Origin of the sequence: Marinisporobacter balticus, assembly GCF_004345705.1 — a bacterium.
In the GTDB taxonomy this organism is placed as follows: domain Bacteria; phylum Bacillota; class Clostridia; order Peptostreptococcales; family Thermotaleaceae; genus Marinisporobacter; species Marinisporobacter balticus.
The window spans coordinates 60,519-74,203 of sequence record NZ_SLWV01000001.1; the positions used below are offsets into that span (position 1 = coordinate 60,519).

Here is a 13,685-nt window from a genome sequence, read left to right on the forward strand (position 1 = left end):
TGATTTTTAGTTTAATCTTATCTTTTCCAGCAATAACTTATGTTATGCACAGGAGGACAATCATCGCATTACTTGAAATTTTAGGTTATAGCAATGAAAAAGAGCCTTATTAGGCTCTTGGATGTGCTTTATTATAAACTTCCTTAATTTTATTTTTTGTCAGTAATGTATAAACTTGTGTTGTAGATATGTCTGAATGCCCTAACATTTCTTGAACAGATTTTAAATCAGCGCCATTTTGAATTAAATGCGTAGCAAAAGAATGTCTTAATGTATGTGGTGTTATTTTTTTATTAATTTGTGCTTTACTCGTATACTTTTTAATAATTTTCCAAAATCCTTGTCGTGTTAATCTTGTTCCATAATAATTTACAAATAGTGCCTGTTCCATTTCTTCTTTTAAAAGATTTTCACGTGCATTTTTTATGTATTTTTTCATTGCTTTCTTTGCTATAGCCCCTACAGGAATGATTCTTTCTTTCAAATGACTACCACAACATTTAATATATCCCATATCCAAATTTATATGAGCACAATCTAGGGCCACAAGTTCAGAAACACGTATGCCCGTTGCATACAAGAGTTCTAACATGGCTTTATCTCGCATACCCTTTGCATTCTGATCATCAGGCTGAGATAATAATAGCTCAACTTCCTTTAATGTTAAAACAGCAGGCAGTTTCTTTTCAGCTTTAGGAGATTCTAAATGAATCGTTGGATCTTTTTCAATATATTTTTCATTTAAAAGAAATTGACAAAAAGAACGAATAGATGCAAGATTTCGTGAAATGGTTGATGTTGCTTTTCCAATTTTTTGTAAGTGTAGCAAATAGGTAATAATTGTCGTTTTATTTACATTTTTTATATTTTCTATATTTCTTTCTTCTAAAAAGTCCTTAAATTGAGAAATATCTCGCTTATATGATTCTAACGTATTTTTTGATAGTTCTTTTTCATATACAAGGTAATGGGTAAAACCTTCTAGATACATATTCATTAAACTTTTCCCCTTTATTTTGAAGTACATCTTTTGTATTATTCAACAAACAGTCTAAAAACCCTTTATTCTTTTCATTATTTCATAAAAGATTTTATGCTCTCTAAGAAATTTTCTTTTAACTTATTTGTTTCAATATAAGCGCTTGATACAAAAGTACTATTTCCTCTTGGTCTAGTATTTTTTTCTTCAATCATATACATATTGATTAAATGATCAATGAAACGAGGTAATAAAATAGAAAATATGATTAAAATCAATAAAATTTTAATAAATATCCCAAATTGTTTTCCCATTTTTGCTCCCCCTAGATCACTTTCCTTACATATAGCTAGATAATATTTTCATGAACACAGGTGTTACATAAGCTTCAATAATACATCCTGCAATAATGAAAGTAAAAATAAAAGCATTAATTGTACTATATAATATAAACTGTTTAAATGTATTATTACTTGTATTATAGGATTTATTGAACTTATTTCGAATAATCATTTTAGAAAACCCAATACCCATAACAGCAATAACAATAATACTTGGTATAATCACCAAATTTTGAGGAAAGACGGAAATAAAAGAAAAGAGAATTCCTTTAACCCCCAATTGCTCTACCAAGAATCCCACTGTAAAACCTATAATCAATCCCCTTATAGCAATTAATAACAATATTAATGGCACACCTACAACCGTTATACCCAGTATCCAAATGAATGTTGCCGTTTGTAAATTATTTATTAAAGACTGCTTAAGTACAGATAATCCGTCAATAGGCTTATTGCTTAATATCTGAAAAAAACTTTTCATATAGCTTATAAGTTCTTGTTTTTGATAATCTGCTAAAGTCTTTACTGTAAATGCACCCGCTGAAATACCTATAATAAAAAACATACATACAAAAAAATATATCATCGCATTTCCTTGTATATGGTTATATGCAATTGTTCGAAATTTTTTAGACAAAACAAATCCCCCTTTCTTACCTATATCTTATGTTTTATAAAATATTATGCAAGATAGCGTGATAATATGCCTTGTCTATTTTATTTTGTCCACTACTTATTGTTAGAAAAGAAAATCTTTTACTGCCATGATTGCAGTAATGGTTTTGCCATCTTTTATTTCTCCATTATAAATCATATTTAATAATTCATCGATGCTATAACTTTCAATTTCAATATATTCCCCTTCATCTGGATTGACTTCACCAGAAATGAGATCCTTTGCTACATACAAATACAGCATCTCATTTGAAAATCCAGGTGATGAATAAAAGCTAAATAAAAATTTTACATCTTTTGCTTCATAACCAGTCTCTTCTTTCAACTCTCTAACAGCACAAACCAATGGATCTTCGCCCTTATCTAGTTTTCCAGCAGGCACCTCTAGTAAAAAATCTTCTACTGGTTTTCTAAACTGTCTCACCATAATAATTTTGTTATCTTCTGTAATAGGTATAATAGCTGCGCCTCCAGAATGTTCAATGATTTCTCTGCTATATTCTTTTTCATCTGATAACTGCACCGTATCTAGCCTTAGATTTATAATCTTCCCTTGAAAAATTTTTTCAGAACGAATGGTTTTCTCATTTTGTAGCATAATTTTCCTCCTAACAAACATATTTAAAGACAAGCTATCATATCATATAATAACCAAAATTTAAGGATGTGATAAAATGTATAAAGTCGTAACCCATAATCAATTTTATCTTATTGGTAAAGTTTCAGATTTATTAGAGGTTTTAGAAGATCTCTCTCATGAATATACTACTTTAAAAGATCTAATTGAGGATCATTTAAAACCATAATCCCTAGTTGTGCAGCCACCCCAGCTGTGATAAAAAACTCTTTATCTTTTTGAAAACTTCTTCCCATTGTGCGCATATTCAGCGTTGATTTTTCAAGGATGCTTGTTACATTTACTGGATCTATATGTATTATTTTATGTTTCATTTGAATACTTGTATGATTTATTTGGGAAGAAATATATTCATTTTTACTTTTTTCAAATTTTGGAATCCCTACAAAAGCTTTGGTTTTGCTTATTTTATCAAGTACCGTAAGGGTATGATGACTCATTCCGCTATGCCTTTTTCGCATATCAGCAAAAGTTATTCTAGGTACTGCAATAGGTGTTCCTCCTAAATCATTTACAGCGTCAATAATATTTCCTTGTTCTATCCCACTAAAGCCAAACTGGGTAGCCGTACCTACTATACCAGGTCCCATTGTAACAACTACAATATCACATTTTAGTATATCTTTTGCTGCAATAAGTCCATTGTAAATATTTACACAATCTAAGTCCCCACCAAAAGCGTTCCCAATGGTTATGGTTCCTTCTATTAATACTTTCTCTTTTAGATCTTTTACAATATTGCTTAGATCAATAGGTAGTGCTGCGCCATCCGTCATAATGTAAGCAATTTTTATATTTTTGTTATTCGCTTTTAATACTTCTATTATTGGTGGAAGCATACTATGTAGCGTTCCTATGACCACAGGCATATGATTTAGAGACTGAAACGTTTTAAAAACTTCATGGTATATACTCTCTTGTTCTTCAGCAGCACATACCTTTACTTGAAAAGGTGAGTATCTCAATTTCATAATATGACCACCCGGTGACAGATTGATGCTTGGTCTATCTAAATTTGATAATACAAAGTGATAGCCACCCGTTCCAAGATTTAGATCAACCGCCGTGGTATTTAATAATAAATCATCCCCAATCCTAACACGACCTGTTAATCTATTATAATTTACAGCCTTATCATGTTTATCATTTATCTTTACCAAAACTTCTGTTTTATTATCCCCTTCTTCTAAAATTTCAATAGCTTTTCCTATCTTTACACCAATCAAAATCATTCCCTCTTTTCATCATAAATTTTTTATCCCTCAATGAAAGAAAAAGACAGATCCATTATCTACCTATTTTATCAATATATCTTAATATTTTCACTTTTTGAATCGTTTGTGTTAAAGAATATTTCTCCGTATAAATATGTATTCCAACCAAAAATCCGAGGACAACCACACGTACATGAAAATCTGAAGAAGCACATACAATGCCTAATGAAACCCCTAGAATATTTGATCCTACATCTCCCATCATGGATTTTGCTTTTAAATCATATGGCAAATACGCTAATGTAGCGCCCATAAGCCCAAATAGTAAGTATCTAAAGATTTCATAAATAGGATTTAACACTAAAGCAACACCACTGATTAGAAATCCTTTTAACGCTCTGCCTGGCCTTAAATCTAATAGATTTATAAAATTTGTGAAAAACGCTATAATCAAAGTGTTCATAACGATATTGATAGGATCTTTAGAGATGATTATACTGATTGTGAATGCAACCAATCCGCCAAAGGCCGCTTTAAAACCCCCAGTTGTTAATTTTAATTTTAACATCATCTTAAGATGCCCCTTGAGTCCTGTAACATCTCTATTTCCTAGCAAATCATCTAGTAATCCTGCTAATCCCATAGCAAAGCACCCTATTAAAAACATAAGATCTAATGCATTATCCCCTGTTCTCCAAAGGATTAAACAAATCGTATTTATCGTAATGACTGGAATAAATATGAGTCCTAACCCTACTGGAATACTTTCACCTCTATAATTATCCTTTATAGACTCCGTATCGTATAATAAATGAAAAAACATTGGCATAATGAATTTACTTATCATGAAGCTTACACTTAAAAATATTATAGATATCATCATTACTTCATCTCCTTGTATAATATAGTTGTATCATTCACGTAGAAAACAAGGACCTCTTCTACTGAACATTAATAACCATATTCCTTTCTTTGTTCAAATTTCTTATCGAGTTTTCTATGATATATTTCCTGTTAAGGAATCTTAACTTGATGGTCATTTCCGTTATATAATAGCTCTTGATAGCAGTTAGATGTAATCACCTTGGGAAGAGAACGATTTTCATAATTTATCTATTGACTATTACTAGCTGGTCTCTTGTCTTTATTATATATTATTATTAAGCATAAGAAAAAATAAATTGCTTACTTTTTGATGCTCCTCTGTATACGACAAATACAGAACCTATCTATCCGTAACCTTGGCAATCAAAGAAGAGTGCTTAAAAGCACTCCATATTTATTTTTCTAATGCCAATTCAATATGCAATTCTTCTAATTGTTTTTTATCTACTGTTGAAGGGTCCTCTGTCATAGGTGATGAAGCATTTTGTGTTTTAGGGAAAGCAATCACTTCTCTGATACTATCATTTCCTGTTAGTAACATAACAAATCGGTCTAATCCATATGCAATCCCACCGTGTGGCGGTGTTCCATATTTAAAAGCTTCAAGTAAATATCCGAATTTTTCCCAAGCTTCTTCTTCGCTAAGTCCTAAAGCTTTAAACATCTTTTGCTGAAGTTCGCTATTGTGGATTCGAATACTTCCACCACCTATTTCTACACCATTTAAAACAATATCATATGCCTTTGCGCATACTTTGTGTGGCTCAGTTTCTAATAAATGAAGATCCTCTTCCTTTGGTGAAGTGAATGGATGATGTTTTGCAACATATCTCTTTTCTTCCTCGTCATATTCAAATAAAGGAAAATCTGTTACCCAAAGTAGTTTATAATCATTTTTATTTAAAAGATCTAATTGTTTTGCAATTTCTACCCTTAAATGTCCTAATGCATCAAATACTACATTTGGTCTATCTGCTACTATAAGGATCAAATCTCCTTCTTTCGCTTCAAATCTTTCAATAATTTTGTTCATTTCCTCATCACTAAAGAATTTAGCAATTGGAGAAGTCGGGCCTTCATTGGTAATTTTTATCCACGCTAATCCTTTTGCTCCATAAGTTTTAACATAATCTTCGAGTTTCCCTATTTTTTTTCTGCTATAATCATCTCCATGTCCCTTTATATTGATTCCTCGAACATCTCCACCATTTTTAATCGTATCACTAAATACTTTAAACCCACAATTTTCTACTAGTTCATTTAACCCTGTTAGTTCAAATCCGAAACGAACATCTGGTTTATCTGAACCATATCTTTCCATTGCTTCACTATAAGGCATTCTTTGTAGCGGAAGCTGTATGTCTATATTCATCATTTCTTTAAAAATTTTCTTTAATAATCTTTCATTCATTGATAATACATCTTCAATATCAACAAATGACATTTCAATATCAATTTGTGTAAACTCAGGTTGTCTATCCGCTCTTAAATCTTCATCTCTAAAACATTTTACAATTTGAAAATATCGATCCATCCCTGAAGCCATCAATAATTGTTTGAATAATTGAGGAGACTGAGGAAGGGCATAGAACTTTCCAGGATTTACACGACTTGGTACTAAATAATCTCTTGCTCCCTCTGGCGTAGGTTTTCCAAGCATAGGGGTTTCTGTTTCAACAAAACCATTTTCGTCAAGAAAATCTCTTGTGATTTTTGCCATTTTATGCCTAAACATCAAATTTTTCTGCATCTTAGGTTTTCTTAAATCTAAATATCTATATTTTAATCTTAAATTTTCTGAAACTTCATCTTCATCTTCTATGTATATAGGCGGTGTTTGTGCTTCTGAGAATATTTTTAGTTCACTAGCAAATATCTCAATATCTCCAGTAAGCATATTTTTATTGATAGATTCTCTCGTTTTTACGACACCTTTTACACCGATTACATATTCTCCTCTAAGTTTATCTGCTTTTAGGAAAGCTTCTTCTGAAATATCCTTGTCAAATATAATTTGTGCGATTCCAGATCGATCTCTTAGATCTACAAATAGTAACCCACCTAAATTACGTCTTTTTTGTACCCACCCCATTAATACAACTTCTTCATCTATATTATTTGTTCTAAGGGTACCGCTCATATGGGTTCTTTTCATACTTCCTAATGTTTCTGCCATCACTTTTCCTCCTATTTATTCTATAGTCTATTTTTTAATTCTTTTAGTATATTGCTAAGATTGATTTCTGTTTGCTCACTGGTTTTCATATTTTTTAATGTAACAATATCTTTATCTAATTCGTCATCTCCAATTACAATCGTGAAAGAAGCATTTAGTTTATTGGCATATTTAAACTGGGCTTTTAGGCTTCGGTGTAAGTAATCTTTCTCAGCAAAAATCCCTTCAAGTCTTAATTTGTGTAGTAATTTCACAGCTTCTTTTTCTGCTTTTTCTCCAATAGTAGCAATAAATAATTCTAAACCTTGTGGCTTTGGAATTTCAATTTGATTGTTGTGAAGTGTTAATAAAAGTCTTTCTATTCCCATTCCAAATCCTATTCCTGAAGTTTTAGGTCCCCCTAACTCTTCTACCAAACCATCATATCTCCCGCCTCCACAAACAGTTCCCTGCGCACCAATTTCATGTGAGACAATTTCAAAAGCTGTTTTTGTATAATAATCAAGGCCTCTTACAATGCTCGGATCTACCAAGTATTCTATCTCCATAAGAGATAGATTTTCTTTTAATTTATCAAAATCATCCCGACACGCATCACATAAATGATCCATCATCAATGGAATATCTGTAATTTGTTCTTTGCAACCTTCCACCTTACAATCTATAATACGCATTGGATTTCTTTCATATCGATCTTGACACGTATTACAAAGATTCGAAAGTTTTTTCTTTAGATAGTCTTTTAATATTTTATTATATGCTGCTCTACATTCAGGGCATCCCACGCTATTGATTCTAAGTTCCAAATTGATAATACCAATTTTTTTATAAAAAGCCATCGCAATACCAATTACTTCTGCATCCACAGAGGGATTGTCAGTGCCAAAAACTTCAACCCCAAATTGGTGAAATGCACGAAGTCTTCCTGCTTGTGGTCGCTCATATCTGAAACATGGTGTGACATAATAAAGCTTTGTAGGTTGGGTATCTGCATACAATTTATTTTCAATAAAAGCTCTTACGACAGGAGATGTCCCTTCAGGCTTTAGCGTAATCTCTCTTTTTCCATTATCTTCAAAGGAATACATTTCTTTTTGCACAATATCCGTTGTTTCACCTACACCACGTTTAAATAATTCCGTATGCTCAAAAATAGGCGTTCTAATTTCTTTGTACCCAAATTTATCACAAACATCTCTAAATAATTTTTCTACATAATGCCATTTGTAAATCTCTGATGGTAAAACATCCTTTGTCCCTCTTGGTGCTTGTATTGACATATATAAACCTCCCCTTATCTAATGATTCAGAGTGAACACAAAAAAACTTCTCCATCCCTATTATTGCCAGGGACGAGAAGTTTTATATCCCGCGGTACCACCCTACTTGGAAAACCCACTTAGATTCGTTAACGCCGAAATACGTATTATCTCACAAAATCTGGGATAATCTGCTCAAAAGTGTCTTCAATATAATCTTTATTATTGAGCTCTCACCACATCTCAACTCGCTGACAATAGTATTATATCTACTCTTCCTTATCACTGCTTGTATCATATACGATTTGTTATTATTATAATGAAGAACCGCTTATCTGTCAATATATTTTCCTAATCAATTACTTAATTCTTTTCTCTTGCGCGCAATCATTTCTTCTACTCTTTCTATGTATTGTTCTAGATTTGTTACATTCGGTACTCTTTCTAATCTATTTTCTTCCTCATAATAGATTTTAGATACAGCGCCTGCGCCTAAAGCAATAATACTTTGTTTTTCTTCCATAATTTGAATGTTATAGATACATTCATGATCCGGTTTGCAATATCCAATATTTTCAAGATTGCCAAGCATATATTTTTGTCTATACATATAATAGGGTATCAACGCCATTTTTTTTGCATAATCGCTTGTAATCTCTAACATTTTCTTCACTTCTTCTTCCTTTGCTAATGGATAATCCTCTATATGTTCTCGTAGACGAGACGTCTTTTTAACAGCTAAAGTATGTACAGTAAGATTTTGTGGATCTAACTTTTCGATTTCCTTCATCGTATCTTCTACCATTTTAGCATTTTCACCGGGTAAACCAACAATTATATCCATATTGATCGCATCAAACCCAATCTGTTTTGCTAAATCATACGCTTCTACAATATCTTGAGGCACATGAGACCGTCCAATAGCATCTAACGTTTTCTGATTCATTGTTTGCGGATTAATACTGATTCTATTTACACCTTCTCTCTTCAAAACCATTAATTTATCTTTTGTAATTGTATCTGGTCTGCCCGCTTCAACCGTTATTTCTTTCACATAGCTTAGATCTATATGCTCTTTTATTTCTTTGATTAAAGTTTCTAATTCTAAAGCATTTAGCGTAGTGGGTGTCCCCCCCCCAATATATAAAGATTCTACTTTTTTTCCACATTCCTTTAATATTTTCCCAGTTTCTGTTATCTCGTAAATTAAAGCTTCTAAATATTCTTTTATTTGATTCTTCCCTTTATCTAGCGGATTCGAAGGAAAAGAGCAATAGATACATCGCGTGGGACAAAATGGAATACTCACATATATACTCACTTTATGATCATTTTTTCTATGTATAAAAGGTTTCTCAATTTGCGCAATTCTCATCACTAAATTGATCTTCTCATCGCCCATTCGATAATCATTTTTTAGTTTTTTCTCGATTTGTGTCATATCAAGCCCTTGATTCATCAATTCATGTACAATCTTTGTTGGTCTGATCCCTGTAAGAATCCCCCATGGAAGCGTCGTATTATAAAATTCACTTAAAACATCATAAATAGAAAGTTTAATCTTTCCTTTGATCATTTTTCGTATTTTCAGTTTATCATCTGTGCACATTTTGTATTCAATCTGTTTTTTAATAATCATGCCATTACTTTTTATTATTTTTGCATTTACTATGTATTGATCAGCTCTATTCGAAAGACTACTTACTAACAAAATGCTTTGGTCCTCTACCAAAGCATTTTCCACAAAATTTATTTTTTCATGCGCTACAAAAGCTTTCAACAATTCCCCTACCTCATATTGAAAATCGTGTCCTTTTAAACATACATTCATCACTTTTCATCACCTTATATCATAATCCTTCTTGATTTCATCTTTTAATTTTTCAACATATCCTTTGTGAACACCTAATTCATTCGCTATTTCTTCATCACAAAGTCCTGACTGAACCATATCGAGAAAATCATGAAAATCTATTTCTGAAAATTTATCCGTGTTTCTCTTACTAATATAATTCCCTACGCTTTTTTTCATGGTTCAACCTCCCAAAGAATTGATTTTATTCTTATTCTTTACACAATCCTTTAGGGATATTCACTTTTATTGATTTATAAATGGATTATTTATGCGCTCTATACCTATAGATGAATAGGGTCCATGTCCAGGTAATACTTTTACTTCATCTTCAATTATTAGCAGTTTTCTTTTGATAGAATGGATAATCTCTTCGAAAGAGCCCCCCTCTAAATCCGTTCTTCCAATAGAATTTGCAAAAAGTGTATCTCCTGAAAAAAGCATATCCTCTACCTTAATACAGACACTTCCACGGGTATGTCCTGGGGTATGAATAATATGAAGTTTTAATTTTCCTAATTCTATAATTTCTCCGTCTGAAAGTAATCGATCTGCAACAATTTCTATATTAGGTCCACTCATCATATTTGATAAATTTTTATTGCCATCCTGAAGCATCTTTTCATCTTCTTTATGAACAAAAACAGGCGTATTTTCTTTTTCCTTTATTTGGGGTATGCCACCAATATGGTCTCCGTGTGCGTGGGTTAGTAGAATAAATGCTAAATCCAGACCTTTTTTTTCTATATAGCTCAACAATTCATCCGCATCTCCACCAGGATCGATAATACAAGCTTTCTTTGTCTCTTCACAAGCCAGAATATAGCAATTAACAGCATAAATTCCTGCTGGAATTCTTTCTAAAATCATTTTTTTTCCTCCTAAAAATTCTTCTTACTATCCATTAACATCGTTACAGGTCCATCATTGCAAAGGCTTACTTCCATATGGGCCCTAAAGACACCTGTTTCCACTTTTATTCCATAAGTTTTACACTTTTCTACAAATTTCATATAAAGATCATTCGCCTTTTCAGGTTTTGCAGCGTTCATAAAATTAGGTCTTCTTCCTTTACGACAATCTCCAAGTAATGTAAACTGTGAAACTATAAGCATATCACCTCTAATGTCTAGAATGGAAAGATTCATTTTTTCAAATTCATCTTCAAATATTCTTAAGTTTACAATTTTTTCAGCCATGTATTCTAAATCTTTTTCTTCATCATCTTCTTCAACCCCTAGTAAAACCAAAAAACCTTTATCAATTTCACCTAAAATACTTCCATCCACCATTACACTTGCACAGCTTACTCTTTGAATTACTGCTCTCATTTTATACCTCCTTGCTTAAAAAACTAAGATGTCACACGATAAACATCTACTACACCTTGCATTGACTTAACCTTTTTAATCAATTTACTCAATTGTTCTATATTCGTAATTTCTATTGTCAAATTAACGATCGCCGTTTTATCCTTATTTGTTCTTGCATTAACTGCAGTTACAGTCAATTTAATGTCTGATAAAAAATTTGTAACCTCTGATAATAATCCTTTGCGATCCGTAGAAATAATTTGTATTTCTGTCTCATATGATTTTTGTTTATTTTCATCCCATTCAACTTCTATCAACCGATCTAAAGAATCTATACCTTTGAGCATATTCACACAATCTGCCCGGTGAACAGAAACACCACGTCCCCTTGTGATAAAACCTACAATTTCATCTCCTGGAACTGGTGTACAACACTTTGAAAACCGCACAAGTATATTGTCTATTCCTTTTACTTTAACCCCTTGGGCATCTTTCTTTTCTTTCTTTGCTTTATCTTTATATTGTTTATTTTGCGTCACTACTTCTTCTATAGATTTTTCCTCTTTTTGAATAGATTTATGCAGTTGTTTTAATTTGGGTATCACTTGATTCAGTAAAATCCCACCATAGCCAATCGCTGCATATAGATCTTCTATTGTATTTAATCTTAATTTTTTTATTAATTGATTCATCCATTGAGGTTTTGCTAGCTCATGTACTTCATAGCCATTTTTTTTAATCTCTTTCTCAAACAGTTCTTTACCTTTTTCGATATTTTCTTCTTTTCGTTCTTTTTTGAACCATTGCCGTATTCTATTTTTTGCTTGTGTACTTTTAACAAACTTTAACCAATCTCGGCTTGGTCCATGACTCTGTTTTGAAGTTAATACTTCCACAATGTTCCCATTCTTTAACTTATAATCAATGGGTACAATTCTGCCATTCACTTTGGCTCCTATGCAACTATTTCCAATTGCAGAATGAATTTTGTATGCAAAATCAATCGGTGTAGATCCAGCTGGAAGATCCACCACATCGCCTTTAGGGCTAAAGACAAAAACTTCATTTGTAAATAAATCTATTTTTAAAGACTCCATAAATTCTTTTGGATCTTTCATGTCTCTTTGCCACTCTAATAATTGACGCAACCACCTTAGTTTATCATCTAGTTTATCTCCACTTTCCTCTTCGTCACCTTCATTACCCGCTTTGTACTTCCAATGGGCAGCAATACCATATTCTGCAATTCTGTGCATATCCCATGTTCGAATTTGGATTTCTAATGGCTCTCCATTCTGCCCGATAACAGTAGTATGAAGAGATTGATACATATTTGGCTTTGGCATGGCAATATAATCTTTAAATCTACCTGGAATAGGTTTCCACATGGTATGTACCATTCCTAATGCACCATAACAATCTTTTACACTATGAACTAAAACACGCACAGCTGTTAAATCAAAGATTTCTTCAAATGATTTATGACGATAAACCATTTTTCTATAAATACTATAAAAATGTTTAGATCTTCCATTTATTTCACATTTTATATTTAAATTTACTAACGCTTTTTTTAATTCCTGAATAACCTTATTAATATAGCTTTCTCTTTCTCCTCTTTTTTTTGCTACCTTATCTACTAAATCATAATATCCTTCTGGATCAATATAACGCAAACAAAGGTCTTCTAATTCCCACTTGATCTTAGATATCCCCAGCCTATGCGCTATAGGTGCATAAATTTCAATCGTCTCTACAGCTTTTTCTTTTTTCTTATTTTCATTCATATACTTCAAGGTTCTCATATTATGCAAACGATCTGCAAGCTTAATAATAATCACCCTTATGTCCTTTGCCATTGCAAGAAACATTTTTCTAAGGCTTTCTGCTTGTCTTTCTTCTTTTGTTTCATAAGTGAAACTTCCGAGTTTTGTTACCCCTTCTACTAAAATAGCTACTTCTTCACTAAATTCATTTTTAATTTCATCATAATCATATCTCGTGTCTTCTATCACATCATGTAATAGACCCGCAACGATCGTTGCATCATCCATCTCAAGTTCTGCTAAAATTTTAGCAACTTCAACAGGATGAATGAAATATTTTTCACCCGATTTTCTTACTTGCCCTTCATGTGCAGCATCCGCAAAATTATAGGCTTTTATAATAAACCTCATATTGCTATTTGGATTATATTGTTGTATTTGCGCTAATAGTTTCTCTAACATCTCATCACCCTATTTATCACTTTAGTATCAGTAAAATTATGTACATGTTCAAAATATTAAATTCATTATATAACAAATAAAATCAAAAACATAGTATTTCTTTTTCAAGCTATATAAAAGAAGTGG

The 13,685-nt window shown here is 32.0% G+C and carries 14 protein-coding genes and 1 other annotated feature; of the genes, 1 reads left to right on the forward strand and 13 read right to left on the reverse strand.

Features of this window, described 5'->3' with window-relative positions; genetic code table 11:
- Positions 1-109: 109 nt before the first annotated feature.
- From xerD to EV214_RS00310, 4 genes are all read right to left on the reverse strand, one after another.
- The gene (gene xerD / locus EV214_RS00295; protein WP_132241529.1) at positions 110-997 is read right to left on the reverse strand and encodes a site-specific tyrosine recombinase XerD; all 888 of its coding nucleotides are present in this window, start codon (positions 995-997) and stop codon (positions 110-112) included.
- A gap of 77 nt (positions 998-1,074) precedes the next feature.
- The gene (locus EV214_RS00300) at positions 1,075-1,293 is read right to left on the reverse strand and encodes a hypothetical protein (protein WP_132241531.1); all 219 of its coding nucleotides are present in this window, start codon (positions 1,291-1,293) and stop codon (positions 1,075-1,077) included.
- A gap of 25 nt (positions 1,294-1,318) precedes the next feature.
- Positions 1,319-1,957 (reverse strand): stage II sporulation protein M, encoded by a 639-nt coding sequence (gene spoIIM, locus EV214_RS00305; protein WP_132241533.1) that lies wholly within the window; start codon positions 1,955-1,957, stop codon positions 1,319-1,321.
- Positions 1,958-2,059: 102 nt separating this feature from the next.
- Positions 2,060-2,593, reverse strand: coding sequence for an NUDIX hydrolase (locus EV214_RS00310; RefSeq protein WP_132241535.1), 534 nt, complete (start codon positions 2,591-2,593; stop codon positions 2,060-2,062).
- Between the two features lie 76 nt (positions 2,594-2,669).
- Here EV214_RS00310 and EV214_RS19285 point away from each other — a divergent pair, with 76 nt between their 5' ends.
- A complete protein-coding gene (locus tag EV214_RS19285; protein WP_279233091.1) occupies positions 2,670-2,801 on the forward strand; it encodes a hypothetical protein in 132 nt (43 codons plus the stop codon).
- Here EV214_RS19285 and EV214_RS00315 read toward each other — a convergent pair.
- The 9 genes from EV214_RS00315 to EV214_RS00355 all read right to left on the reverse strand — a co-directional run bounded on the left by EV214_RS00315 (position 2,761) and on the right by EV214_RS00355 (position 13,559).
- Positions 2,761-3,864, reverse strand: a complete 1,104-nt coding sequence (locus tag EV214_RS00315) for a DUF3866 family protein (protein WP_132241537.1) — start codon at positions 3,862-3,864, stop codon at positions 2,761-2,763. The two genes, EV214_RS19285 and EV214_RS00315, sit on opposite strands and share 41 nt — an antisense overlap.
- A 55-nt stretch (positions 3,865-3,919) precedes the next feature.
- Complete coding sequence (locus EV214_RS00320) at positions 3,920-4,729, reverse strand: glycosyl transferase (RefSeq protein ID WP_132241539.1); 810 nt, start codon at positions 4,727-4,729, stop codon at positions 3,920-3,922.
- A 396-nt stretch (positions 4,730-5,125) separates the two neighbouring features.
- Positions 5,126-6,907: an aspartate--tRNA ligase gene (gene aspS, locus EV214_RS00325; RefSeq protein ID WP_132241541.1), complete on the reverse strand. Its 1,782-nt coding sequence runs from the start codon at positions 6,905-6,907 to the stop codon at positions 5,126-5,128.
- 20 nt (positions 6,908-6,927) lie between these two features.
- Positions 6,928-8,187 carry a histidine--tRNA ligase gene (gene hisS, locus EV214_RS00330; protein WP_132241543.1) on the reverse strand — a complete coding sequence of 420 codons (1,260 nt, stop codon included), beginning with the start codon at positions 8,185-8,187 and terminating at the stop codon, positions 6,928-6,930.
- 65 nt (positions 8,188-8,252) lie between these two features.
- Positions 8,253-8,461, reverse strand: a binding site (T-box leader).
- A gap of 60 nt (positions 8,462-8,521) precedes the next feature.
- Positions 8,522-9,997, reverse strand: a complete 1,476-nt coding sequence (gene hemZ, locus EV214_RS00335) for a coproporphyrinogen dehydrogenase HemZ (protein WP_243116515.1) — start codon at positions 9,995-9,997, stop codon at positions 8,522-8,524.
- A 9-nt stretch (positions 9,998-10,006) separates the two neighbouring features.
- Positions 10,007-10,198 (reverse strand): hypothetical protein, encoded by a 192-nt coding sequence (locus EV214_RS00340; RefSeq protein WP_132241547.1) that lies wholly within the window; start codon positions 10,196-10,198, stop codon positions 10,007-10,009.
- Between the two features lie 66 nt (positions 10,199-10,264).
- Positions 10,265-10,888, reverse strand: a complete 624-nt coding sequence (locus EV214_RS00345; protein ID WP_132241549.1) for an MBL fold metallo-hydrolase — start codon at positions 10,886-10,888, stop codon at positions 10,265-10,267.
- Between the two features lie 11 nt (positions 10,889-10,899).
- Entirely contained in the window at positions 10,900-11,349 is a 450-nt protein-coding gene (gene dtd / locus EV214_RS00350; RefSeq protein WP_132241551.1) for a D-aminoacyl-tRNA deacylase, read from the reverse strand.
- 23 nt (positions 11,350-11,372) lie between these two features.
- Positions 11,373-13,559: a RelA/SpoT family protein gene (locus tag EV214_RS00355; protein ID WP_132241553.1), complete on the reverse strand. Its 2,187-nt coding sequence runs from the start codon at positions 13,557-13,559 to the stop codon at positions 11,373-11,375.
- Between the last annotated feature and the right edge of the window lie 126 nt (positions 13,560-13,685).

Bases quoted from the DNA above. Each gene is read 5' to 3' on its own strand.
- EV214_RS00320 (WP_132241539.1), bottom strand. From the start codon at position 4,729: ATGATGATATCTATAATATTTTTAAGTGTAAGCTTCATGATAAGTAAA.
- aspS (WP_132241541.1), bottom strand. From the start codon at position 6,907: ATGGCAGAAACATTAGGAAGTATGAAAAGAACCCATATGAGCGGTACC.
- dtd (WP_132241551.1), bottom strand. From the start codon at position 11,349: ATGAGAGCAGTAATTCAAAGAGTAAGCTGTGCAAGTGTAATGGTGGAT.
- EV214_RS00345 (WP_132241549.1), bottom strand. From the start codon at position 10,888: ATGATTTTAGAAAGAATTCCAGCAGGAATTTATGCTGTTAATTGCTAT.
- EV214_RS00310 (WP_132241535.1), bottom strand. From the start codon at position 2,593: ATGCTACAAAATGAGAAAACCATTCGTTCTGAAAAAATTTTTCAAGGG.
- xerD (WP_132241529.1), bottom strand. From the start codon at position 997: ATGAATATGTATCTAGAAGGTTTTACCCATTACCTTGTATATGAAAAA.
- hemZ (WP_243116515.1), bottom strand. From the start codon at position 9,997: ATGAATGTATGTTTAAAAGGACACGATTTTCAATATGAGGTAGGGGAA.
- EV214_RS00300 (WP_132241531.1), bottom strand. From the start codon at position 1,293: ATGGGAAAACAATTTGGGATATTTATTAAAATTTTATTGATTTTAATC.
- EV214_RS00315 (WP_132241537.1), bottom strand. From the start codon at position 3,864: ATGATTTTGATTGGTGTAAAGATAGGAAAAGCTATTGAAATTTTAGAA.
- EV214_RS19285 (WP_279233091.1), top strand. From the start codon at position 2,670: ATGTATAAAGTCGTAACCCATAATCAATTTTATCTTATTGGTAAAGTT.
- EV214_RS00340 (WP_132241547.1), bottom strand. From the start codon at position 10,198: ATGAAAAAAAGCGTAGGGAATTATATTAGTAAGAGAAACACGGATAAA.
- EV214_RS00355 (WP_132241553.1), bottom strand. From the start codon at position 13,559: ATGTTAGAGAAACTATTAGCGCAAATACAACAATATAATCCAAATAGC.
- hisS (WP_132241543.1), bottom strand. From the start codon at position 8,187: ATGTCAATACAAGCACCAAGAGGGACAAAGGATGTTTTACCATCAGAG.